Here is a 22,528-nt window from a genome sequence, read left to right as displayed (position 1 = left end):
TTCAAGGAAGCCTGCTGCAGCTTGCGCGCAGCGGGCCGGGATGAGGTCATTGTAATCACGCGGCGCAGGGCCGCATGAAGAAAAAAGCAAAAATCGCTCAGGGAATATTGAGCAGCTTGTGGGTCTGGATGCTCAGCTTCCACTTGGGATTGTGCTTGACCATGTCGATGGCCATGCGGGTATTGGCGGCCGCCTGCGGGCCATCCATGGGCTGCAGCAGGAAGTGCTGGAAATCCAGCTTCTCATATTCCGCCAGCGGCTGGCCGGCCTGCGGCACCACCACCTTCAGCTCGCTGCCGCGCAGCACCTTCAGCTCGGCCCCCATCTTGGGGCTGACGCAGATCCAGTCCACCCCGTCCGGCACGGCAATGGTGCCGTTGGTCTCGATGGCGATTTCGAAGCCCACCGCATGCATCGCCCCGATCAGGGCGGCATCCAGCTGCAGCAGCGGTTCACCACCGGTAAAGACCACGTACTTGCTGGGCGCATAGCTGGCCGGCCAGAGGCTGTCGATCATCGCCGCCAGTTCGCCAGGACTCTTGAACTTGCCGCCATTCTCGCCATCGGTGCCGACGAAGTCGGTGTCGCAGAACTGGCAGATGGCACGGCTGCGGTCTTCCTCGCGCCCGGTCCACAGGTTGCAGCCGGAAAAACGGCAAAAGACGGCCGGACGACCGGCGTGCGCGCCCTCGCCTTGCAAGGTATAGAAGATTTCTTTGATGCTGTAGGTCACGATATCGGAGCGGGCGGGCCGCAGAAACTGGGCAGGCTGGCCGGGGCCGGCTGCCATGCTGACGCCTGGTTGGAGCGACATTTTTAACGGAGGCCCTCATTATAGCCGCTCCCCACCGGCCCGGACGCGTTTGCCGCCCCGCAAGCGGCTCAGGCCGTGCTCAGCGCCACCACCGGATCCAGCCTCGCCGCCCGCCGCGCCGGCATGTAGCCGAACAGCAGCCCGGTCAGCACGGCGCAGCCGAAGGCCGCCAGCATGGCCGTCAGCGAAAAGATCAGCGGCACCCCGGCCAACATCAGCGCCAGCCCCACCGACACGCCCAGGCCCACGCCGGCAGCGCCGCCCACCAGCGTCACCAGTACCGCCTCGGTGAGGAACTGGCGCAGGATGTCACGCTGCCGGGCACCAGTCGCCAGGCGGATGCCGATTTCACGGGTGCGCTCGCGCACCGTCATCAGCATCACGTTCATCACACCGATACCGCCCACCAGCAACGAGACCGCCGCCACCAGCGACAGCATCATCGTCATGGTGTCGCGCGTGCTGGCTTCGGCGGCGATGGAGGCGGCGGCATTGCCGATGCTGAAGTCGCGGATGCCATGCCGCTCCAGCAGCAAGGCTTCCAGTTGCTGCTGGGTGTCCTGGATGCGACCGACGTCGGCCACCGCCATGACCGTATAGGTCGGCTCGCGCTGGCCGAAGACCTTGGCCCCGGCCGTGGAAAAGGGCATGAGCAACAGGTTGTCTTCGTCGCGGTCCCCGCTGAGGGCGCCCTTCTCGCTCATCACGCCGATCACCTGGAACGGCGAATTGCCGATCAACACCATCTGCCCCACCGGGTCCGGTACCTCCGGCATCAGCTCGCGCGCCAGCCGGTGGCCCAGCACCGCCACCGAGGCCAGTTCGCGTTCGTCCTCGGCGGTGAAGAAGGCGCCCCGCGCCAGCGGCCAGGTCTGGATCTCGGGCAGGCCGGCGCCGGTGCCGCGGACATAGGTCTGGATATCCTGATTGCCATGGCGCACCACCTTGTTGCCCGTCACATTGGGCAGGACATGGGTGATGTTGGGCAGGTCGGCCACCGCCTCCAGGTCTTGCAGGGTGATGCTGCGCCCCGGGATGCGCGAACTCTCGCCGATGGCGGCCATGTACATCAGGTTGGAGCCGAAGCGTCCCAGTTGCGCCACCACCTGCTGGCGCGTGCCCAGGCCGATGGCCATCATCACGATCACCGAGGCCACGCCGATGACGATACCCAGCAAGGTGAGCGCGGTGCGAAAGCGGTTGACCCACATCACCCGCCAGGCAGCCCGCGCCGCCTCGCGCAATTCGTCCCGCCAGCGGCGCGCCGATGGCTGGCTGGCGGCGGCCTCGCGGAGATCGGGCATGGCCTGTGCAGGTGCATCCGGGGCCACGCCACTGTCACCGATGATGGTGCCGTCGCGCACCTCGATGACACGCCTGGCCTGGGCAGCCACCTCACGATCATGGGTGATGAGGATGATGGTGTGGCCGGCATCGGCCAGTTCATGGAACAACTGCATCACCTCGGCGCCGCTCTGGCTGTCCAGCGCCCCGGTGGGTTCATCGGCCAGGATGATGCGGCCGCCGTTCATGAGGGCGCGGGCGATCGACACCCGCTGCTGCTGGCCGCCGGAGAGCTGGTGCGGCCGGTTGTCCAGGCGCTGCGCCAGCCCCAGCCGCGCCAATAGCGCCGCCGCCCGTTGCCGTCGCTGCGGTTCGGGCAGGCCGGCGTAGATGGCCGGTAGTTCGACGTTTTCGCAGGCGGATTCGGTGGGAATGAGGTGATAGCCCTGGAAGACGAAGCCGAAGGCCTCGCGCCGCAGCCAGGCCAGGCGGTCGGCATCGAAGGCGGCGACGTCGCTGCCATTGAACAGATACTGGCCAGCGCTGGGACGGTCCAGGCAACCGAGGATGTTCATCAGGGTGGACTTTCCCGAGCCGGAAGCACCCACGATGGCGACGAATTCACCCTGCCGTATCTGCAAGTCCACCCCGCGCAGCACCTGTACCGCAGGGCTGCCGTCCTGGCCGCCAAAGTCCTTGCGCAGGCCGCGCAGTTCAATCAGGGCAGCGGCGGTCGCGGCCGCCATCACAACTGGAACCTCGGCAGACCGCGTCGGCCCGGTTTCTCTGCAATGACGATCTGTTCACCTTCCTGCACGCCCTGCTGCACTTCCATGCTGATCCGGTTGCGCACGCCCGCGCGCAGTTCGCGCTCCTCGATACCCCCATCGGGTAACTGTATCCGCGCCAGCAGGCGTTCCTTGTCCTTGCGCACGGCGGCCAACGGCACCACCAGCACGTCGCGTGCCGCCGCCACGACGAAATGGACCTGCGCCGTCATCTGCGGCATCAGGGCGCCATCGCGGTTGTCGACGTCGAACAGGGCCATGTAGACCACCACCTTGTTGCTGGAAGGTGCCAGTGCGCTGTCCAGGCTCTTGCCCTCGCCGCTGGGCGCCGGCAGCACCTGGCGCACCTGCGCCTGCCAGCGTCGCTGGTCGCCGCCGAGGGTAGAGAAATAGACCGGCATGCCGGCCCGCACCTTGCGCACTTCGGCTTCGGACACCTCGGTCCATACCGTCATCACGGAAAGGTCCGCAATGCGCAGGATGGCGGGCGTCTGGTAGGTGGCATTGAGGGTCTGGCCTTCGCGGGCCTCGACGTTGACCACCGTGCCATCCATGGGCGCGTAGATGCGGGTATAGCCCAGCCGCACTTCGTCGGCCTGCACCGTGGCGGCGTTCTGCGTGATCTGGGCCTGGATGTGAGCCACGCGGGCGGCGGCCTGGGCCAGCGCGGCTTCGGCGATATCGACGTCCTCGGTACGGGTGGCGCCACCGGCGTCCAGCGCCCGCTGACGCAGTGCCTGGCGCAGTGTCAAGGCGTGCTGGGCCTGCTGTTCGGCCAGTTGCGCACGCAGCCCGCTGAGGGCGGCGCGCCCGGCGTCGACGGTCGCCTTTTGCACGCTGGGATCGATCTCGACCAGCAACTGGCCCTTCTTGACCGTATCGCCGGGCTGCACATGCAGGTGCTGGATCTGCCCGGACACCTGCGCGCCGACATCGACGAAACGCCGTGGCTGCAGCTTGCCGACCGCCACCACGCTGGCTTCCACATCGCCGCGCGTGACCGCGACCGTATCGTATTCCGGCCCCGCCTGCCCCCACGACCAGACCAACACGCCCAGCATCGCTGCCAGTGCTGCCAGCGTCATGCCCGCGCCCCATCCACGTCTTGACTTGCCCCTGCTCACCCGATCTCCTTGCTCGCCGCAAAAAAGCCGGACCGGCCAATGGCGCGATCCGGCAAGCCTTGCTCTCAGAACTCCACGCGCGCGTTCAGGCTCAGGGTGCGCGGTGCACCGGCGAAGATGTAGCTGTCGCCGTTGTAGACCCAGTAGCGGCGGTCGGCCAGGTTCTGCACCTGGGCATTGAAGGTGACGTCCTTGCCGCTGAGGCGGGTGCGATAGACGGCACCGACGTCCATGACGGTGTAGGCGCTCAGCTCACGCTGGGGGGCGCCCGTATCAAGCTTGGAGCGGCCTACATGGCGCAGGCCGCCGTTCACGCTGAGGCCAGCCACGCCGGCGACGCGGTACCGCACACCGGCGGTAGCCTGCATGCGCGGCGCGCCTACGACCTGCTTACCGGCCAGGTCGGCGGAATCGCTCTGGTACTTGGCGTCCAGCCACATGAGGCCGCCCTCCAGGTTCAGCGCCGGGGTGAGCGCATAGCGACCAGACAGGTCCAGACCCTGGTAGCGCGTCTCGCCGTCCTGCACCAGCGTATTGGCCGCGTTGACATACTCCGCCGCCCGCTGCATGCGGAACACCGCCGCCGTGGCGCTCCAGTTGGCCTGCTCGAGCTTCACGCCGGCCTCGATCTGCTTGCTCTTCAGGGGCGGCATGACCTCGCCGGCATTGGCCGTGGTCTCGCCCGCCGTGCCACCGCGCTCCAGCGCTTCGACATAGCTGACATAGGTGGTGAGACCAGCCATGGGCTTGAACATCAGCGCCACCGTGGGCGTCACCGGGGCGCGTTGGTAGGAGATATTCTGTACGCCGGTCCGGTTGTAGCCGCGTTGGTCGAAGCGGGTATAGCGCAGGCCGCCGATCAACGACCACTGCTCGCCCAGGCTCAGGGTATCGCTGGCGAACAGGGCGTTCTGCACGATTTCCGTACCCCGGTATTGGGAGTGGCCGGTGTTGCTGATGCTGCCCACGCTGAGCAGCGAATCACGGTAGATGTTGCCGCTACCCACGTCCGTGCTGGTGGAGGCTCGGTCCGACAGCACCTCGTATTGCTGGCGGCTTGCGCCGAAGACCAGTTGGTGACCGATCGCACCGGTCTTGAGCTTGCCCTCCAGCATGGCCTGCAGCTGCTGATACTGGAAACTGTAGAGCCCCCCATAGACCTGCGTGCTGGTATTACCCAGCGCATCGTTGATGCTGATGTCGCCATAGACGTAATCCACGTCTTCACGGGCGTAGCGATAGTTGAAGCTGGATTTCCAGTCCGGGTTGAGCTGCCATTCCAGGCCGGTGCTCACCACGATGTTTTCATTGCTAAAATAGGCGCCCTCAGGTTGCTGGCGGGTGCGCGGATCGATGGCGGTCGGAATATCCAGGCCGCTGGCCAGGCCCATACCCCAGAAGGCATTGCCGTTGGACTTGCGACGGGCATAGACGGTATCGAAACTGAGCTTGAGGTCCTGGGTCAGCCTGAGGTCGGTGGCCAGCGAGGCCACGGTACGATCCAGCGAGCCGCCCTTGAAGTAGGTGCCGCCCTGCTCCTGCACCAGGTTGATCCGGTAGCCCAGGCGCTGGTCATCGCCGGCGCGACCGCCAATGTCGATGTGCTTGGAGAACAGCGAGCCGGTCTTGTAACCGACATCGACGGCAAACAGATTCTCGTCGGTGGGTCGCTTGAGCACGTAGTTCATGATCCCGCCCGGCGAGCCGAAGCCATACATGAAGCCCGATAGCCCCTTGAGCAGCTCCACCCGCTCGAACACTTCCATGGGCAACAGGTCGTTGCCCCAGCCCGGCAGGGCCAGGCCATCCATCTTGAAACCGTTGGTGTCGTCGATGCCCAGCCCGCGCACCAGCAGCGAGGACCCGCGCCCGTATTCGCCGCTGGCCGAGGTCACCGACGGATCGTAGCGAAAGGCCTGCTCGACGGTCGTGACCTGGCGCTCCTGGATGTCGTCCTTGTCCACCACGGTGATGGAAAACGGCGTTTCCAGCAGCGAGCGCGACCCCAGCGCGCCACTGCTGGCCGGACGCTGCAGGCCGGCCCCCGGATCGACCGCGCTGGTGGCCACCACGGTCAGGGCCGGCAGGCTGGAGGACTGCGCCGGCAACTTGCGTACGTGGATGCTGCCATCCTCGCGTTGATCCGCCACCAGGCCACTTCCGGACAGCAACTGTTCCAGCGCGCGACTCACCGGCAGATTGCCTTCCACGGCGGGTGCCTGCCTGCCGCGCAGCAATGCCGGATCGACCACCAGCAGGCGACGCGCACTGGCGGCCAGGCGGTTGAGGGACTGGTCCAGCGGACCGGCAGGAATGGACAATGGGAGGCTCTGCTCGGCCGCCACCGGTGTGGCCGCACTGGCCGGCATGACCAGCGCAGCACCGGCCAGCAGCAGGCTGCCGGCCATCAGGACATGGGCGTTGGTGGACAGCGCCCTGAGCGGACGGGTTGCAGCGGTGGTACCGTGGGCGCGATGGGTGGTGGCGGTAGAACGAAGCGACTGATGGCGCATTATTGTTATCCTCGTTAGCGATGAAAAGTGAAGGTCTTCATCTGCTTTACGAACGAGAATCCAAAAGTGCTATGGCTGGCCGGATTTTTTCTGCGCGGCAGCGACCACCCGGGTCCAGTAGCGCGTGTGACGCTGGATGCGGATCGGGAAGGCATGCTCCAGCGCTGCCAGCACGCGATCAGTATCTTCCAGCGGGAAGACGCCATTGACCGGAATCTGCGCCACCGCATCATCGACCTGCAACAGGCCGGGCCGATAACGCCCCAGCTCGGCCAGCAGATCGCCCAGGGGCCGCTCGCGGGCGATCAGCATGCCCTGGGTCCAGGCCTGCGCATTCGGGTCGAGCGCAGCAACCGCGCCCACGGTGACATCGTCGAAAACCGCCTGTTGCCCCTGCCCGACCAGCGCGCTCCCCACGGCGTTGCGCGCCGGGGTGATGCGGACTGCACCCGCCATCACCTCGACCCGACTGCGGCCGGCCTGGCGCCATCCGGGCGACGCTTCCTGGCGCACTACGAAGCGCGTCCCCAGAGCCTGCACCCGCCCCTGGGCCGTATCGACATAAAAGGGCTGCTCCGCCCAGGCTGCCAGGTGGGCGGTCTCGACCATGATGGCACCGCGTCGCAGCACCAGCCGCCGCAGCCCATCGGCGAAGCGGATATCGACCGCGCTATCGCTATCGAGCATCAGTCTGCTGCCATCGGGCAGCGCCAACTCGCGCCGTTCGCCGACGGCGCTGCGCTGATCGGCAGTCAGCGCCAGATAGGCGTGACGACGGTCATAGCACAGTGCGCCGGCACCGGCGACCAGCAGCAAAGCCAGCACCTGGCGCCGGCTCGTCCGGACGGAACCTCCGGCGCCACGGCTGCGCAAGGCCTGACTGGCCGCCTGCGGCGGCATGCCCTGCAGCATGCCCTGGAAGCGGCTCACCGCTTCCCACTGCCGGGCATGGGCCGGGTTGGCCCCCAGCCAGGCGGCGAAGGCCAGTCGTTGCGCGGGGGTGACTTCACCGGAAGCCAGAATCACGAACCATTGCAAGGCCTGGTCCAGAGCGTCTCCGGTGACACCATCCGCGGCGTCCGGGTGCGGAGTCGCGACGCTCAGCATGCGCAGACCGGTTCGCCGCACTGCTGCATGGCGAGGAAGCAGGCCCGGGTGGCCGTAAGCATATGCTTGCGAACAGTGGCAACGGCGATGCCCAAGGACGCTGCGATAGCGCTATACGTCATGCCGTCGAATTGCGACATGAAGAAGGTTTCCCGCACCTTCAGCGGCAGCCCCGCCAGCGCGGCATCGATGGCAGCCAGGGTCTGCAGCACGATGAGGGTGTCTTCATGGGATGGCGCATGGGCTTCGGGCAAGGCTGCCAGGGCCTCCAGATAGGCCGCCTCCAGCTTGCGACGGCGATGCAGGTCGATCATCAGGTGCTTGGCGATCTGGACCAGATAGGGGCGCGCCTGCTCCGGGTTCGGCATGCTGCGCCCCGTGGCCACCCGGATATAGGTGTCCTGCACCAGATCGGCCGCGTCACCGCGATTACCCAGCTTGCGTTGCAGCCATTGCAGCAGCCAGCCGTGATGGCCGCTGTACATCCTTTGCAATGCATCGCTTTCCTGCCTGTCAAGTAACCGGGCTTCCATGAGCATAATTCTTAATAATGAGAATCATTATTATATGGAAGCAGCTGCGATTTGTCAGTTTTCAGTCCACGAAACTGATCACTTGCGCCATTCCAGGGGTTCGCCGGGCTCGGGCAGGTCCAGCTTCAGACCCAGGCGTTCAATCAGGCGCCGGGCGTCGAACGGTGCCTTGACCTTCATATCGTTATCGAAATAGCAATAGACATCACGACTGGCGCGCTGCCGTGGCGCACTGGACGCAATGCGCGGCCCCTGCGCCGGCTGACCGCCTCCGGCCCAGGCCCGGATGCGTTCGGCCCAAGCGTCGATGGCCTCGTCGCTATAACCGCTCTGGTAGAGGCGCTTGTCACCGTGCAGGCGCAGATACATGAAATCAGCCGTCACGTCTTCCTGATAGGGCCATTTCTTGGGCGCATCGGCCACCACCAGTGCGACCTTGTACTTGCGCAGCAGCTTGATGAAGGTCTCATCGACGAAACTGTCATGGCGGATCTCCATGGCATGGCGCAGCTTGCGCTTCCTGTCGGTCTCCAGCTGTACCCTGCCCTCCATGCGCGGCTCATGTGCACGGGCCAGCTTCTGTGCGGCTTCAGTATCGTGCGGCAGCAGGCTCAGGAAGTGCTCCAGGGCCTCGGGCTCATAACTGAAACTGGGCGGGAACTGCCACAGGAAGGGGCCCAATTTTTCCTTCAGGTTGAATACACCGGAAGCGAACACATTGGCCAGGGCGCCATCGATATCCTTGAGCCGACGGGTATGGGTGATGAAGCGATTGCCCTTGTGGCTGAAGACGAAGCCGGGTGGCGTGGACTCATACCAGCGCTGATAGCTTTCCGGCCGCTGCAGGGCATAGAAGGAACCGTTGAGCTCGATGCTGGGCAGCATGCGCGAGGCATAGCCGAGCTCGTCATCCTGGCGCAGTCCCTTGGGGTAGAAACTGCCGCGCCAGGGCGCGTAACGCCAGCCGGAGATACCGATCCAGATCTTGCCCATGCCTGCCTCCTCGATCATGTTCATGCATGGTGTGACCGGGGCAGGCGGACTTGGTGCCGGCCAGCGCGGCAGTAGCACGCTGTTGGTACACTGCAGCCCTTTGATCGACCGCTCACCCTTTCCCCCTTCCTTCTTTTACCTCTATTGCAGGCCCATTCCATGACCGCCATCACCCAATTCCGCCTCGGGTTCCCCGCCCCCGAACATGACCACCCCATCGAAGAGCGCCGCCTGGAAGGCAATCCCCTGCGCACCACCTGGAACCACTTCACCAGCGCCAGCGGCGAAATGAACGCCGGCATCTGGGCCTGCGAAAAAGGCAGCTGGCGCATTGCCTTTGCACCGACCAAAGATGAATATTTCTACGTGCTGGAAGGTCGCTGCCGCGTCATTGATGAGCAAGGACAGGCTGCCGAGGCCGGCCCTGGGGACGCCATGGTGATCCCGGCGGGTTTCAAGGGCGTGTTCGAGGTGGTGGAGCCGATGCGCAAGCACTATGTGATCGTCGAGCGTGGCGGCGCTTGAGGCCGGCGAAACTCCACTTTACCCAGTACTGAAGGGCAGCAAAGCCGCTACCGGCCTTTGAAATCTGTCTGCATGCAGGAACGCAAAAAGCCCGCAGTAATGCGGGCTTCCTGGCGATTTGATGCTTTCAAGCGCCTGGCATTGCCAGACCCCAAATCATTCCCACTCGATGGTCGCCGGCGGCTTCCCCGAAATGTCATACACCACCCGGTTCAGGCCGCGCACTTCATTGATGATGCGGTTGGACACGCGTCCCAGCAGTTCATGCGGCAGGTGCGCCCAGTGGGCGGTCATGAAGTCCTGGGTCTGCACGGCGCGCAGGGCCACGACGTATTCGTAGGTACGGCCGTCGCCCATCACGCCCACCGATTTCACCGGCAGGAACACGGCGAAGGCCTGGCTGGTCTTGTCGTACCAGCTCTGGCCGTCGTCATCCTTCGTATTGCGCAGTTCCTCGATGAAGATTGCGTCAGCACGGCGCAGCAGGTCGGCGTATTCCTTCTTGACTTCACCCAGAATACGCACGCCCAAGCCCGGGCCGGGGAACGGGTGGCGGTAGACCATTTCCGGCGGCAGGCCCAGGGCCACGCCCAGTTCGCGGACTTCGTCCTTGAACAACTCGCGCAGGGGTTCCAACAGCTTCAGGTTCAAGGTTTCCGGCAGGCCGCCGACGTTGTGGTGGCTCTTGATGGTGTGGGCGGTCTTCTTGCCCTTGCCGGCGCTTTCGATCACGTCCGGGTAGATGGTGCCCTGGGCCAGCCACTTGGCGCTGGTCAGCTTGGCCGATTCGGCCTGGAACACCTCGACGAACTCGCGGCCGATGATCTTGCGCTTGGCTTCGGGATCGGTGACGCCAGCCAAGTGGCCCATGAACTGGGCGGTAGCGTCCACGTGGATCACCTTCACGCCCAGGTTCTTGCCGAACATCTCCATGACCATCTTGCCTTCGTCCAGCCGCAGCAGGCCGTGGTCGACGAAGACACAGGTCAGCTGGTCGCCGATGGCGCGGTGGATCAGGGCCGCAGCCACGCTGCTGTCCACGCCACCGGAGAGGCCCAGGATGACTTCATCGCTGCCAACCTGCTGGCGGATCATCTCGACGGCTTCGGAGATGTAGTCCGGCATGTTCCAGTCCGACTGGCAGCCGCAGATCTCGTGCACGAAGCGCGCCAGCATGGCCTTGCCCTGCACGGTGTGGGTGACTTCGGGGTGGAACTGCACGCCGTAGAAGCGGCGTTCTTCGTCGGCCATGCCGGCGATGGGGCAGTTGCCGGTGGAAGCCATGAGCTTGAAGCCGGCCGGCATGTCGTTGACCTTGTCGCCGTGGCTCATCCAGACCTTCAACATGCCGTGGCCCTGGGCATTGGTGAAGTCGCTGATGTTGTCCAGCAACTTGGTGTGGCCGTGGGCGCGCACTTCTGCGTAGCCGAATTCACGCAGGTGACCGTTCTCGACCTTGCCGCCCAGTTGCTCGGCCATGGCCTGCATGCCGTAGCAGATGCCCAGGACCGGCACGCCCAGTTCGAATACCGATTGCGGTACGCGCGGGGTGTCGCCTTCGGTGACGCTGTTGGGGCCACCGGAGAGAATGACGCCGGCCGCGCCGTAGTTGCGCACGAATTCGTCGGTCACATCATGCGGGAATACCTCGGAAAACACACCGGCTTCGCGCACGCGGCGAGCGATGAGCTGGGTCACCTGGGAACCGAAGTCGAGGATCAGGATTTTCGAATGCGAATGCGTGGACATGGGCAATGAGGTCTGGCTACCTTAGCTACGTTGAAAATAGACTGCTGAAAAATTCAACAGCCCGACAGCCTGGCGCAATGCCGGTGGACTGTCGGGCTGTGGCCGCATCGAAAATTACTCGGCGCGGTAGTTCGGGGCTTCCTTGGTGATCTGCACGTCGTGGACGTGCGATTCGCGCATGCCGGCCGAGGTGATCTCGACGAATTCGGCGCGTTCGCGGAAGTCGTCGATGGAGCCGCAACCGCAGTAACCCATGGAGGAGCGCACGCCGCCCACCAGCTGATACAGGATGGCGACCACCGAGCCCTTGTAGGCGACGCGGCCTTCGATGCCTTCCGGCACGAACTTGTCGGCGGTGTTGTCGCCGTCCTGGAAGTAACGGTCGGCCGAACCGTCGGCCATGGCGCCCAGCGAGCCCATGCCACGGTAGGACTTGTAGCTGCGGCCCTGGTACAGGATCACTTCGCCCGGGGCTTCTTCGGTGCCGGCGAACATGCTGCCCATCATCACGGCGGACGCACCGGCGGCCAGCGCCTTGGCGACGTCGCCGGAGAAGCGGATGCCGCCGTCGGCGATCACCGGTACGCCGGTACCCTTCAGGGCGTCGGCGACGTTGGCGATGGCGGAGATCTGAGGTACGCCCACGCCAGCGACGATACGGGTGGTGCAGATGGAGCCAGGGCCGATACCGACCTTGACGGCGTCGGCACCATGTTCGACCAGTGCCTTGGCAGCGGCGGCGGTGGCGATGTTGCCGCCGATGACTTCCACGTGCGGGTAGCGGGTCTTGACCCACTTGACGCGGTTCAACACGCCAGCGGAGTGGCCATGGGCGGTGTCGACCACGATCACGTCCACGCCGGCAGCGACCAGCAACTCGATGCGCTCGTCATTGTCCGGACCCACGCCGACAGCGGCACCCACGCGCAGCTTGCCGTGTTCGTCCTTACAGGCGAAGGGGTGTTCGGTGGATTTTTCGATGTCCTTGACGGTGATCAGGCCGCGCAGCTCGAAGGCATCGTTGACGACCATCACGCGCTCCAGGCGGTGCTTGTTCATCAGGCGCTTGGCTTCTTCGGGATCGGCGCTGGAACCGTTTTCCTTGACGTAGACCAGCTTGTCGCGCGGGGTCATCTTGGCGCGGACTTCGGCGTCCAGCTCTCGCTCGAAACGCAGGTCGCGATTGGTGATGATGCCCACCAGTGCCTTGCCTTCAACCACCGGGAAACCGGAAATGCCGTGCTGCTTGGACAGCGCGATCACGTCGCGGATCTTCATGGTGGGGGGGATGGTGATCGGGTCGCGGACCACGCCGGACTCGAAACGCTTGACCTTGGAAACCTCGCGCGCCTGTTCCTTGGGCGTCAGGTTCTTGTGGATGATGCCGATCCCGCCTTCTTGCGCCATGGCAATGGCCAGGCGTGCTTCGGTGACGGTATCCATCGCAGCCGACACCAGCGGGATGTTCAGCGAGATGTTGCGCGTCAGGCGCGTGGTCAGGGAAGTATCTTTGGGGAGGATGTCCGAGAAGGCCGGAACGAGCAGCACATCATCGAACGTGAGTGCTTTTTGGAGAAGACGCATAGTGTTTCCTATAGGCGCAAAAGCGAATTATACAGAAAACTTGATGGCACGTCTTGCTCTGCTTGCGTTTGCTACTGCGGAGGTCGCAAAAATGCCATATCGACGCGACATTCTTGCCAGAGCGGCAAGCGCCGCCGCTCATTACCCTTCCGCCCGTTCCTTGTGAGCAGCGCGGCGCCGGCGGGATAGCTTGGGATCAGCGATCAGCGGGCGGTAGATCTCGATGCGGTCACGTTCGCGCAGGGGGGTGTCCAGCGGCTTGATCTTGCCGAAGATGCCGACCTTGCAGGTCGACAGGTCGATGGCCGGCTGTTCGCGCAGCAGGCCGCTGTCAAGGATGGCCTGCTGGATGGTGCAGCCCGGGGCCACTACAAGATCCCTGAGAATCTGCAGTCCGGGCGCGGCGTAGCAGAGCTGGACTTGCAAAGGGCCTGCTTCAGCCATATATCTGTTCGGCCCGCTTGCAGAAGGAATCGACGAAGCTGTTGGCGATCATGCTGAAGACCGGGCCGATCACGCCCTCCAGGATGCGGCTGGAAAATTCATATTCCATGTCGAACTCGATCTTGCAGGCATCCTCGCGCAGCGGCTTGAAGCTCCAGCGACCTTCGAAATGCTTGAACGGGCCTTCCACCAGGCGCATGGTCATGCTGGTGGGGCGCACATTGGAATTGTGGGTGCTGAAGGACTGTTTCAGGCCGTGGTAGTTGATCTTGAGCTTGGCCGTGAGACTATCGTCACTGCGTTCAGACACCTCGACACCGCCACACCAGGGCAGGAATTCAGGGTAATCCTCAACCTTGTCGACCAGGTTGAACATCTGCTCCGCGCTATAGTTGATCAGGACGGTTTTGTGAACGACTGCCATCGAGGGTGATCCGTTTGATAAAATCGCAAAGGCACAATTTTAACCGACGAGACGAATTTTTATTTAGATGAGCATTATTGATAACAAAAAGGCCTTTTTCGATTACTTCATCGAAGAGCGATTCGAAGCAGGTCTCGTCTTGCAAGGTTGGGAAGTCAAATCGATCCGCGCCGGCCGCGTGCAATTGAAGGAAGCCTACGTGATCGTGCGCAATGGCGAGGTCTATCTGTTCGGCTGCCACATCAGTGCGCTGACCAGCACCTCCACCCACGTGCATCCGGAAACGACCCGTACCCGCAAGCTGCTGCTCAACGCGGCGGAGATCAGCAAACTGATCGGCAAGGTGGAGCGCTCCGGCTATACGCTGGTGCCACTGAACCTGCATTACAGCAAGGGCCGGGTCAAATGCGACATCGGCCTGGCCAAGGGCAAGAAACAACACGACAAGCGCGAGACCGAAAAGCAGCGTGACAGCCAGCGTGAAATCCAGGCGGCCATGAAGCAGAACCGTCGCTGATCCCGCTCTACCCTCTTCCACTGCGACCACGGCTGCCCAGGGCAGCCGTTTTCATGTCCGCCGTTACGACCAGCCGGCGAACTTCTCGCGGCAAGCCGCCACCATCTCGGACACTACCGGCGCCCATTGCCCGCGCTCGTGCTGGCGGAACAGTCGGACCGAGGGATACCAGTGACTGGAGTCCCCCACCACGCCCCAGCGCCATTCGCCTTCCAGCCGCTGCGGCAAAAAACATGGCAGGCCCAGGGCACCGGCCAGGTGTATGACGGCAGTATCGACACTGATCACGAGGTCCAGCGCGCAGGCCAGCGCTGCGGTATCGGCCCAGTCCGTCAAGGGCAAGCTATGCAGCCGGCCCGCCAGCTCCTGGTGCAGCGACTGGTCGGCCAGGGGAATTTCCACCTGCAGGCTGATGAAGTCGGCCGGCAGGTCCAAGAGCGGCAGCAAGGCGGCCAGTGGCACATCGCGACTGGGATGGGTGGTGGCGTACTGCCGCCCGGCCCAGGCCAGGCCAATACGCGGACGGCGCGGCGCAGCGCCATCCAGCAACGCCAGTTGCTGCTGCCACTGCGCTACGCGCCCCGGATCGGCAAAAAGATATGGCGGCTGCGGCCCCTGGCAAGGATCAGGCAACGCAAGCAACAACGGCAGGCTCAGCAGCGAGGCATGACAATCATGGGGCGGCGCTTCATGGGCGTGGGACACGCAGTCCACCCCGGGCAAGGAGGGGGCGAGCACCGCCAACAACGCTGCGGGGGCGCAGAGCGTCACCTGCGCTGCACGCTGCGCGACCAGCGGGATGTAGCGGGAAAATTGCAGGCAATCGCCCTGCCCCTGTTCGGCCCACAAGAGCACTCGCTTTCCCTGTACATCCTGGCCTGGCTGCCAGCGCGGGCTCGGGCTGCTGATGCCCTGCCGGGCCAGTTCGGCTATCGCGAAACGGGCTTCATGGGCTGGCCATCCCCGTGCATAGTCATGCCGCGTCAGCAGCATGTGGGCGCGACCGACCTGGGCCTGCGGGAAATCGGCATGCCAGCGCAGGGCCTCTTCATAGGCGGCTTGTGCTTCATCGATGCGGCCCATGCGGCGCAGGATGTCGGCGCGATTGAAGGCAATCAGGGCGCGGGTGCCGTCGTCGCTGTCGGGGGCTTCCGAATAGCAATGCAGCGCCTCTTCGTGGCGGTTCAACAGAAGCAGGATATCGGCGTGCAAGGCCTGGTGTTCCAGGGTGGCCAGCGGCAGAGCGGGAGCAAGGGCGGCCAATGCCTGGTGTGGCTGCGCCAGCTTGTAGTAGAGGCGCGCCAGCGTAGCGGCGCGCTCGATGTCCGGCGGCTCTTCCGGCCCTTGGGCGGCTGCCAGCGTGTCGGCCCATTGCACCATCACTGCGCGATGGGCGACGCGCGCGTCGTGATAGTCCGGCACCAGATCCAGGCAGGCTTCGTAGGCAGCGATCGCGCCGGCCAGTTCACCCATTTCCACCAGCAGATCGGCACGCTGCATGTGCAATGGCAGGAAGCCGGGGTCCAGCGCCAGTGCCTGCTCCAGCACGGCCACGGCCGCAGCAGCTTGCTGGGCGCCACGCAGGGCGATGGCCTCGCACATCAGGCCCATGATGCTTGCCAGTTTGGCGGGGTCGGGAGAAATCATGGCCGGCAGCTTATCACGCCGCCGGCTCGTGACGCCGCCGCCGGATCACGCCGTGGTATCGATCAGGTTGCCCGTGGTCTTGCCTGCCGCCAGCTTGCTCTGCAGGTTTTGCAGGAAGCCGGAAAGCGACGTGGTGGTCGAGGATGCGCCCAGGGAACTGAGGAGGTTGCTGAACGCACTTTCCAGTGAAGAGCTCGTGCCATCACCACTATCGCTGCTGCCGGAGGAGAGACTGGAGATCAGGCTATTGAGGTCCGCCTCCAGCCCACCGCCGGGCGGTGGCGGACGGCCCGCTGGCGAGTAGGAGCGCGCCGTGCTGTCGGTGGCCGTGGTGCTGGCACTGCTGGTGCTGCTGGAACTGGTGGAGCCGTCGACCTCGCTGGTGGCCGACACGCTGCTGGAGGAACTGCCGTCAGAAGACGACGAAAGTGCCGGCGGCGCTCCCGGTGGGGGATTGTCCTGGCCTTTCAGGGCGGCCATGAGTTCCTGCAGGAAGGCATCGAGCTTGGAATCGACATTCGAAGCCGAAACGCTGCTGCTTGAAGAGGTCGTGCTGGCCGAGGTGGTGGCGCTGCTGGCGGTCGCATCAAGCGCCACGCCCAGCGAACCGAGAATATCCTTGAGCGCGCCGATCAGCCCTCCACCCTTGTCGCCACGCGGCGGTGGTGGCGGTGGCATATCCAGGCGCTGCGTGGCGCTGGTGGAAAAGCCGCTGGTACCGCTGAGCGCGGACAGATCGGACAGGCTGAAACTGCTGGAACCAACGCTGCTGATGGCCATGACACTCCCCTTTTATTGTGTGCGACGCCCCTTGCGTCGCTCCCTTGTCAGTGTCAACAGTATCGATCATCAAGACCTGTTAAGTTGAACCGGAAAGCGTAAAGCGGAGTAAAGTTCTGTCAACACGCGCAGTGCGGGCCATTGCCGCAAGTCAAGCCTGGCGCGGCCTGCCAGCGGGTGGCAAAAGAATCGGTCAAGGAGGGATGGGCGCAATACACCGTTGCGAAGGTTCACCGGCACGCGGTAAATGAATGTAAAGATGCAATTGTAAAGACGGCTGGAAACACTCCTGCAAAACCTTTTACGGCATATTACGGGCTGCCGACGCCCTGCGGCCTGGAGGCAGGGCAATTCGAGAATGGAATGCAGCGATGTCTAAAGTGCTTTTGATCGACGATGACGTGGAGCTCGTCGATATGCTCAAGGAATACCTGGAGCAGGAAAAATTCGAAGTCAACGTCGCCTACGATGGCGAAGCCGGCGCCGCCGAGGCGCTCACCGGCCAATACGCCATCGCGGTGCTGGATGTGATGATGCCGCGCCTGAACGGCGTCGATACCCTGCGCCGCATCCGCGCCAAGAGCAGCATGCCGGTGGTGATGCTGACCGCCAAGGGTGATGACACCGACCGCATCATCGGCCTGGAACTGGGTGCCGACGACTACGTCCCCAAGCCGTGCACACCACGCGAGATCGCCGCCCGCATCCGCGCCATCCTGCGCCGCGCTTCTGCCGAGAGCAGCGAACAGGCGCCCTACTCGCCACTGGCCGTGGGCGCGCTGTCGATGTGGCCGGAACAGCGTCGCGCCACCTGGAACAGCCGGCCGCTGGAATTGACCAGCAGCGAATTCAACCTGCTGGAAGTGCTGGCCCGCAATGCTGGCAAGCCCGTCAGCAAGCAGACCCTGTCGGAACAGGGGCTGGGCCGCCCGCTGGCGCGCTTCGATCGCAACATCGACGTCCACCTTTCCAGCATCCGCCAGAAGATCGCCGCCCTGGGCAGCGACAAGAGCTGCATCCAGACCGTCTATCGCCTCGGCTACCAGTTCATCAAGGAATAAAGTGGGCCGGCTTTTCTGGAAGTTCTTCTTCTTCATCGCGATCGCCCAGATTACCGCCACCTTCGGCGTGGGCGTGCTGTTCTGGATAGAAAACCTGGAACGCAGCAACCGCAATTCGGAAATCGACCTCAGTCCGCCGGCCTCGTTCATGATCCGCTCGGCGGCGGCCACGCTGCAGTTCGGCGGGCCGGAAGCGCTGCGCAGCCTGATCAACGAAGGACGCCCGCATCGCCTGCAGCTGTACGCGGTGGATGAAGAGAACAAGGACCTGATGGGCCGCGAAGTGTCGCCCAAACTGGTGGAAGAGGCGCGTCACCTGTTGACGACCGAGCGCGAGCGACGCTCGGTGGAACTGGTCAAGGCCACCAACGGCCATAGCTACCTGATGTTCATTCCGGCGCCCAACGATGAGTTTGCGCCGCCGCCCGGACCCGGCGGCATGCCCGGTCGCGAGCCGCGCTACATGAAGGAACGCGGGCCCAAGCCGCTGTTCTTCCCGACCATGCCGCTGGCCGTGGCACTGATGGCCAGCCTGATATTCGCCCTGCTGCTGGCCTGGTATTTCTCGCATCCCATTCGTCATCTCAAGAACGCCTTCAACCAGGCCGCCAATGGCAACCTGGATCTGGAACTGGAGCCGGTGATGAGCGCGCGCAACGACGAGCTGGCCGACCTCGGTCGCGATTTCGACGCCATGACCGCCAAGCTGCGCACCCTGATGGAAAGTCAGCGTCGCCTGCTGCATGACGTCTCGCACGAATTGCGCTCGCCGATTGCGCGCCTGCAGATGGCCATCGGCCTGGCGCGGGTGCAGGACCGGGACAAGCTGGAACTGACCCTGGAACGCATCGAACGCGAGAGCGTGCGCATGGACAAGCTGGTGGGTGAACTGTTGACGCTGTCGCGACTGGAAGCCAATGTCCCCGGTTCGATGGAAGAAGCCATCGCGATCCAGCCCATGCTGGGGGACATGATCAACGACGCCAATTTCGAAGCCGAGACCCTGGGCAAGCAGGTGGAAAGCCAGATCGCCTGCCGGGTACAGGTGCAGGGCAATCCGGAATTGCTCTATCGCGCCATCGAGAACGTGCTGCGCAATGCCATCAAGCACACCGGGCCAGCGACCACGGTGCAGGTGGTGGCCGAGATCGATGAGATCGGCAAGCTGCTGCACCTGTCCATTCTCGACCGTGGGCCGGGTGTGCCGGAGGAAGAGATGAACAGCATCTTCGAGCTGTTCTTCCGCAGCAGCCGTACCAAGAGCAACAGCGCCGGGCACGGCCTGGGGCTGTCGATTGCGCGACGCATCGTGGAAGCCCATCAAGGCAGCATCCGCGCCGCGAATCGGCCGGATGGCGGCTTGCGGGTGGACATCACCCTGCCCTTCATGGCTGATGAGCCGGCCCGGGGCGACACCGTGGAGACCTGAGGGCGCCGCCATCAGGTCCGGTGCCGGCCCCTTCTAACGGGCCGCGGCTTGCCGCTGAGAATTGACGATGGTCGTCATCAATCCGCGTTGCACCGCGATCTGGAAGGCCTGCAGTTCCTGCACACCCTGTTCGGCTGGATAGGGAATCGGCAAGCGGTTCATCAGCACGGCCCAGGACCAGCCATCGGCGCGCGATTGCAGGTAGGCGTAGCTGCCGGTGGTCAGGGCGCCGCTATGGGAGAGGATTTCCATGCCGTTGGTACGGGTCACCACCCAGCCCAGGCCATAGTTGTTTTCCGCCAGCCGGTTATCCCGCTGTTTCATCAGCGCCAGCGTTTGCGGCTTGAGCAGGGCCGGGACGCCACGCCCCTGGACCGCATCGACGAAGCGCACCAGATCGGCCGCCGTGGTGACCCAGCCGGCGGTCGCGTCCATGCTTCGGAAATGGTAGGCGCTATAGGATTCCGGCCCGGTCGTGCCGCTGCCATCGCGGTCGGCCACCGCAGGCCAGCGCGGATCGTCGTAGTAGCCGGCTTCGCCGGCGGCGCGCTCGGTGCGGCGGTCACCGGCGATCACTGCATCACCGATCCCGGCCGGCGTAAATACCAGGGCCTGTACCGCCTGCTCATAGGGCTGCCCGGTCCTGTGCTCGATGATGCGACCCAGTACGTTATAGGCGAAATTGCCGTAGAAGAATTCGCTGCCCGGCGCGGCGTCCAGCAGACGCTGCTTGAGCACGTAGGCGATCACGTCACGTGCCGAGGCTGGTGCCGCTACGTGCTGCGCCTGGGCGATATGGGCCAGATCGTATTGCGGATCGTAATCGCTGCCGCCCCACCCACTGGTATGCTGCAACAGCTGGCGCAGCGTGATCTTGAGTACGCGCTGATCCAGCGGCGGCGCGAAGTCCGGATAGGCCGTGTCCGGCAACAGGCCTTGCGGCCCGAATACCGGACGATCCAGCACCTGCGGCAGCTCGTTTTCGAACAGGCGCAGCAGCGCCACCGCCGTCACCGCCTTGGAAATGCTGCCGATGCGAAAGCGCGTCTGGGGAGTGACCGGGGTATTGCTCTCGGTGACAGCCATGCCGTAGCCGCGCTGATAGACCAGCCGGCCCTGATAAGCAATAGCGATGCTGGCCCCGGGCACCGGGTATTGCGCAAGGATCTGTTCCATCCGCGCATCCACACGGGCGGCCAGGGCCTCATCCTGCTGCTGGGCATGCGCCAGAGGGGCGGCCGCCATCAGGGTGGCGCCCATCAATACCAGCACCGGCCGGCAAAAGGCGATACGGGAAAGAGCAAAGGTCATGGCTTATTTCTGTTGCTTCACTACCTGCAGGGCCGAGGCGATCAGGCCGCTCATATCCGACAGATTGGCCGGCACGATGATGGAATTGTTGGTCTTGGCCAGCTTGCCGAAGGCATCGACATACTGCTCCGCCACCTTCAGGTTGACGGCATCCGAACCACCGGGTTGCTGGATTGCCGAAGCCGTCTTGCGGATCGCCTCGGCACTGGCTTCGGCGATGGCCAGGATCGCTGCAGCCTGGCCCTGGGCGCGGTTGATGGAGGCCTGTTTCTCGCCTTCCGAACGGGCGATGGCGGCTTCGCGCTCACCGGTGGCGATGTTGATCTGCTCCTGCTTGCGCCCTTCGGAGGCGGCAATCAGCGCACGCTTCTCGCGCTCGGCGGTGATCTGCGCCTGCATGGCGTGCAGGATCTCCTTGGGCGGGGTCAGGTCCTTGATTTCATAGCGCAGCACCTTCACGCCCCAGTTCTCGGCGGACTCGTCGATCGCGCTGACGATGGCGGTGTTGATGTGATCGCGTTCCTCGAAGGTCTTGTCCAGCTCCATCTTGCCGATCACCGAGCGCAGCGTGGTCTGCGCCAGCTGGGTGATGGCGGCAATGTAGTTGGACGAACCATAGGAGGCCCGCATCGGATCAGTGATCTGGAAGTACAGGATGCCGTCGACCTGCAGCTGCGTATTGTCACGGGTGATGCAGACCTGCGGCGGCACGTCCAGCGGGATTTCCTTGAGGATGTGCTTGTAGGCCACGCGATCGATGAAAGGCACCACGATGTTGAGGCCCGGCGCCAGCGTGGCGTGGTACTTGCCCAGGCGCTCCACCACCCAGGCATGCTGTTGCGGGACCACCTTCACCGTCTGCACGACGAAGACGATGGCGAGGAAGAAAATGACCAGAGTGACGCTACCCAGCATGGAACTCTCCTTGGAACTTGAAGGGGGTTGGATCAGCGCGGCGCCACCAGCAGGCGACTGCCGCGGATTTCGCGGATGACATGGGGACCGGGCAAGGCGTGGTGGCCGGGCAGCAGTTCGACATCCCACTGCGCCCCCCGGTACGGAACCCGGGCGATGTACTGGCTGCCGTGCGCCTGCCAGAGCGGCACCTCGATGCCCTGGCCGATATCGAGCAGCAGGTTGGGATCGTCGTTGCCGCTGCCCTGACGCAGGCGGCCGTAGCGGCTGCGGCGCAGGCCGAGCACGGCGATCACGCCCACGATGGCGGCCACCAGCAGTTGCCACTCCAGTTGTACGCCACCCCACGCGACGACGCCGCCGGCCACCAGGCCCAGCGCAATCATCAGCAGATAGAAAGTGCCGGTGAACAGTTCCGCTCCCAGCAAGATACCGGCCAACACCAGCCAGATCGCCCAATCGCTCATCACCTATCCCCGTCGAAAAACAGCAAACGCGCCAAGTCTACCGCAGCTTGAGAACACAAAAACAAAGGCGCGGACATTTCTGTCCGCGCCTTTCACTTCTTTCGACGAAAGACGTCAGTGTTGGTCAGTAATGCTTACTGGAGCTTACTGGATCATCACTTCTTGGCCAGCTGCTGCCAGGTATCGATGACGGTATCCGGGTTCAGCGAGATGGACTCGATGCCCTGCTCCATCAGCCACTCGGCGAAGTCAGGATGATCCGACGGACCCTGACCGCAGATGCCGACATACTTGCCCTTCTCGCGGCAGGTGGCAATGACCTTGGACAGCAAGGCCTGCAGTGCCGGATCGCGCTCGTCGAAGTCGGCTGCCAGCAGCTCCATGCCGGAATCGCGGTCCAGGCCCAGGGTCAGCTGGGTCAGGTCGTTGGAACCGATGGAGAAGCCGTCGAAGTGTTCCAGGAACTGCTCGGCCAGGATGGCGTTGGACGGCACTTCGCACATCATGATGACGCGCAGG

Annotated in this window: 21 protein-coding genes; 4 read left to right on the top strand and 17 right to left on the bottom strand. The window is 64.1% G+C overall.

The window, feature by feature from the left end; translation table 11 throughout:
* Positions 1-97: 97 nt before the first annotated feature.
* The 7 genes from queE to VE092_RS01785 form a co-directional block, all read right to left on the bottom strand.
* Complete coding sequence (queE, locus tag VE092_RS01815) at positions 98-733, bottom strand: 7-carboxy-7-deazaguanine synthase (protein ID WP_324873489.1); 636 nt, start codon at positions 731-733, stop codon at positions 98-100.
* Positions 734-882: 149 nt separating this feature from the next.
* A complete protein-coding gene (locus VE092_RS01810) occupies positions 883-2,844 on the bottom strand; it encodes a MacB family efflux pump subunit (protein WP_324873227.1) in 1,962 nt (653 codons plus the stop codon).
* Positions 2,844-3,971 carry an efflux RND transporter periplasmic adaptor subunit gene (locus VE092_RS01805; protein WP_324873225.1) on the bottom strand — a complete coding sequence of 376 codons (1,128 nt, stop codon included), beginning with the start codon at positions 3,969-3,971 and terminating at the stop codon, positions 2,844-2,846. Before VE092_RS01805 ends, VE092_RS01810 begins: the two co-directional genes overlap by 1 nt.
* Before the next feature lie 104 nt (positions 3,972-4,075).
* Positions 4,076-6,523, bottom strand: a complete 2,448-nt coding sequence (locus VE092_RS01800) for a TonB-dependent receptor (RefSeq protein ID WP_324873223.1) — start codon at positions 6,521-6,523, stop codon at positions 4,076-4,078.
* 69 nt (positions 6,524-6,592) lie between these two features.
* Positions 6,593-7,630 (bottom strand): FecR domain-containing protein, encoded by a 1,038-nt coding sequence (locus VE092_RS01795; protein WP_324873221.1) that lies wholly within the window; start codon positions 7,628-7,630, stop codon positions 6,593-6,595.
* Positions 7,624-8,124, bottom strand: a complete 501-nt coding sequence (locus VE092_RS01790; RefSeq protein ID WP_324873219.1) for a sigma-70 family RNA polymerase sigma factor — start codon at positions 8,122-8,124, stop codon at positions 7,624-7,626. The genes VE092_RS01795 and VE092_RS01790 overlap by 7 nt, the downstream gene beginning before the upstream one ends.
* A gap of 117 nt (positions 8,125-8,241) precedes the next feature.
* Complete coding sequence (locus VE092_RS01785; protein ID WP_324873217.1) at positions 8,242-9,156, bottom strand: DUF72 domain-containing protein; 915 nt, start codon at positions 9,154-9,156, stop codon at positions 8,242-8,244.
* Between the two features lie 159 nt (positions 9,157-9,315).
* Between VE092_RS01785 and VE092_RS01780 the strand changes: the two genes are divergently transcribed.
* Positions 9,316-9,681 (top strand): cupin domain-containing protein, encoded by a 366-nt coding sequence (locus VE092_RS01780; RefSeq protein WP_324873215.1) that lies wholly within the window; start codon positions 9,316-9,318, stop codon positions 9,679-9,681.
* Between the two features lie 156 nt (positions 9,682-9,837).
* Here the strand turns inward: VE092_RS01780 and guaA are convergent, their stop codons facing one another.
* The 4 genes from guaA to VE092_RS01760 form a co-directional block, all read right to left on the bottom strand.
* Positions 9,838-11,430: a glutamine-hydrolyzing GMP synthase gene (gene guaA, locus VE092_RS01775; RefSeq protein ID WP_324873213.1), complete on the bottom strand. Its 1,593-nt coding sequence runs from the start codon at positions 11,428-11,430 to the stop codon at positions 9,838-9,840.
* A 114-nt stretch (positions 11,431-11,544) separates the two neighbouring features.
* Positions 11,545-13,014: an IMP dehydrogenase gene (gene guaB, locus VE092_RS01770; protein ID WP_006465559.1), complete on the bottom strand. Its 1,470-nt coding sequence runs from the start codon at positions 13,012-13,014 to the stop codon at positions 11,545-11,547.
* 141 nt (positions 13,015-13,155) lie between these two features.
* Entirely contained in the window at positions 13,156-13,458 is a 303-nt protein-coding gene (locus VE092_RS01765; RefSeq protein WP_324873210.1) for an RnfH family protein, read from the bottom strand.
* Complete coding sequence (locus VE092_RS01760) at positions 13,451-13,882, bottom strand: type II toxin-antitoxin system RatA family toxin (protein ID WP_324873208.1); 432 nt, start codon at positions 13,880-13,882, stop codon at positions 13,451-13,453. The genes VE092_RS01765 and VE092_RS01760 overlap by 8 nt, the downstream gene beginning before the upstream one ends.
* A gap of 67 nt (positions 13,883-13,949) precedes the next feature.
* Between VE092_RS01760 and smpB the strand changes: the two genes are divergently transcribed.
* Positions 13,950-14,399 (top strand): SsrA-binding protein SmpB, encoded by a 450-nt coding sequence (gene smpB, locus VE092_RS01755; RefSeq protein ID WP_006465562.1) that lies wholly within the window; start codon positions 13,950-13,952, stop codon positions 14,397-14,399.
* Positions 14,400-14,462: 63 nt separating this feature from the next.
* Here the strand turns inward: smpB and VE092_RS01750 are convergent, their stop codons facing one another.
* Complete coding sequence (locus VE092_RS01750; protein WP_324873205.1) at positions 14,463-16,046, bottom strand: tetratricopeptide repeat-containing glycosyltransferase family protein; 1,584 nt, start codon at positions 16,044-16,046, stop codon at positions 14,463-14,465.
* A gap of 45 nt (positions 16,047-16,091) precedes the next feature.
* Positions 16,092-16,826 (bottom strand): hypothetical protein, encoded by a 735-nt coding sequence (locus VE092_RS01745; protein WP_324873203.1) that lies wholly within the window; start codon positions 16,824-16,826, stop codon positions 16,092-16,094.
* A 371-nt stretch (positions 16,827-17,197) separates the two neighbouring features.
* Between VE092_RS01745 and VE092_RS01740 the strand changes: the two genes are divergently transcribed.
* Together VE092_RS01740 and VE092_RS01735 are read left to right on the top strand one after the other, a co-directional pair.
* Entirely contained in the window at positions 17,198-17,887 is a 690-nt protein-coding gene (locus tag VE092_RS01740; protein WP_196872091.1) for a response regulator transcription factor, read from the top strand.
* A gap of 1 nt (position 17,888) precedes the next feature.
* A complete protein-coding gene (locus VE092_RS01735) occupies positions 17,889-19,316 on the top strand; it encodes an ATP-binding protein (RefSeq protein ID WP_324873200.1) in 1,428 nt (475 codons plus the stop codon).
* Positions 19,317-19,349: 33 nt separating this feature from the next.
* Here VE092_RS01735 and VE092_RS01730 read toward each other — a convergent pair whose 3' ends face one another.
* From VE092_RS01730 to VE092_RS01715, 4 genes are all read right to left on the bottom strand, one after another.
* The gene (locus VE092_RS01730) at positions 19,350-20,627 is read right to left on the bottom strand and encodes a serine hydrolase domain-containing protein (protein ID WP_324873198.1); all 1,278 of its coding nucleotides are present in this window, start codon (positions 20,625-20,627) and stop codon (positions 19,350-19,352) included.
* A gap of 3 nt (positions 20,628-20,630) precedes the next feature.
* Entirely contained in the window at positions 20,631-21,542 is a 912-nt protein-coding gene (locus VE092_RS01725; RefSeq protein WP_324873197.1) for a stomatin-like protein, read from the bottom strand.
* Between the two features lie 32 nt (positions 21,543-21,574).
* Positions 21,575-22,009, bottom strand: coding sequence for an NfeD family protein (locus tag VE092_RS01720; RefSeq protein ID WP_324873195.1), 435 nt, complete (start codon positions 22,007-22,009; stop codon positions 21,575-21,577).
* Positions 22,010-22,164: 155 nt separating this feature from the next.
* Positions 22,165-22,528: putative PEP-binding protein (locus tag VE092_RS01715; protein WP_324873193.1), on the bottom strand; the 364-nt coding region annotated here is incomplete at its 5' end.

The organism is Herbaspirillum sp., from assembly GCF_035644555.1.
GTDB lineage: Bacteria > Pseudomonadota > Gammaproteobacteria > Burkholderiales > Burkholderiaceae_D > Herbaspirillum.
The sequence above is the reverse complement of the archived record's forward strand: the minus strand, read 5'-3'. Positions and strand labels throughout refer to the sequence as shown.

What these genes read in the sequence shown, in the direction of transcription:
- VE092_RS01810 (WP_324873227.1), bottom strand. Translation starts at nt 2,844, where the DNA reads ATGGCGGCCGCGACCGCCGCTGCCCTGATTGAACTGCGCGGCCTGCGC.
- VE092_RS01805 (WP_324873225.1), bottom strand. Translation starts at nt 3,971, where the DNA reads ATGACGCTGGCAGCACTGGCAGCGATGCTGGGCGTGTTGGTCTGGTCG.
- VE092_RS01800 (WP_324873223.1), bottom strand. Translation starts at nt 6,523, where the DNA reads ATGCGCCATCAGTCGCTTCGTTCTACCGCCACCACCCATCGCGCCCAC.
- VE092_RS01795 (WP_324873221.1), bottom strand. Translation starts at nt 7,630, where the DNA reads ATGCTGAGCGTCGCGACTCCGCACCCGGACGCCGCGGATGGTGTCACC.
- VE092_RS01785 (WP_324873217.1), bottom strand. Translation starts at nt 9,156, where the DNA reads ATGGGCAAGATCTGGATCGGTATCTCCGGCTGGCGTTACGCGCCCTGG.
- VE092_RS01780 (WP_324873215.1), top strand. Translation starts at nt 9,316, where the DNA reads ATGACCGCCATCACCCAATTCCGCCTCGGGTTCCCCGCCCCCGAACAT.
- guaA (WP_324873213.1), bottom strand. Translation starts at nt 11,430, where the DNA reads ATGTCCACGCATTCGCATTCGAAAATCCTGATCCTCGACTTCGGTTCC.
- guaB (WP_006465559.1), bottom strand. Translation starts at nt 13,014, where the DNA reads ATGCGTCTTCTCCAAAAAGCACTCACGTTCGATGATGTGCTGCTCGTT.
- VE092_RS01765 (WP_324873210.1), bottom strand. Translation starts at nt 13,458, where the DNA reads ATGGCTGAAGCAGGCCCTTTGCAAGTCCAGCTCTGCTACGCCGCGCCC.
- VE092_RS01760 (WP_324873208.1), bottom strand. Translation starts at nt 13,882, where the DNA reads ATGGCAGTCGTTCACAAAACCGTCCTGATCAACTATAGCGCGGAGCAG.
- smpB (WP_006465562.1), top strand. Translation starts at nt 13,950, where the DNA reads ATGAGCATTATTGATAACAAAAAGGCCTTTTTCGATTACTTCATCGAA.
- VE092_RS01750 (WP_324873205.1), bottom strand. Translation starts at nt 16,046, where the DNA reads ATGATTTCTCCCGACCCCGCCAAACTGGCAAGCATCATGGGCCTGATG.
- VE092_RS01745 (WP_324873203.1), bottom strand. Translation starts at nt 16,826, where the DNA reads ATGGCCATCAGCAGCGTTGGTTCCAGCAGTTTCAGCCTGTCCGATCTG.
- VE092_RS01740 (WP_196872091.1), top strand. Translation starts at nt 17,198, where the DNA reads ATGTCTAAAGTGCTTTTGATCGACGATGACGTGGAGCTCGTCGATATG.
- VE092_RS01730 (WP_324873198.1), bottom strand. Translation starts at nt 20,627, where the DNA reads ATGACCTTTGCTCTTTCCCGTATCGCCTTTTGCCGGCCGGTGCTGGTA.
- VE092_RS01725 (WP_324873197.1), bottom strand. Translation starts at nt 21,542, where the DNA reads ATGCTGGGTAGCGTCACTCTGGTCATTTTCTTCCTCGCCATCGTCTTC.
- VE092_RS01720 (WP_324873195.1), bottom strand. Translation starts at nt 22,009, where the DNA reads ATGAGCGATTGGGCGATCTGGCTGGTGTTGGCCGGTATCTTGCTGGGA.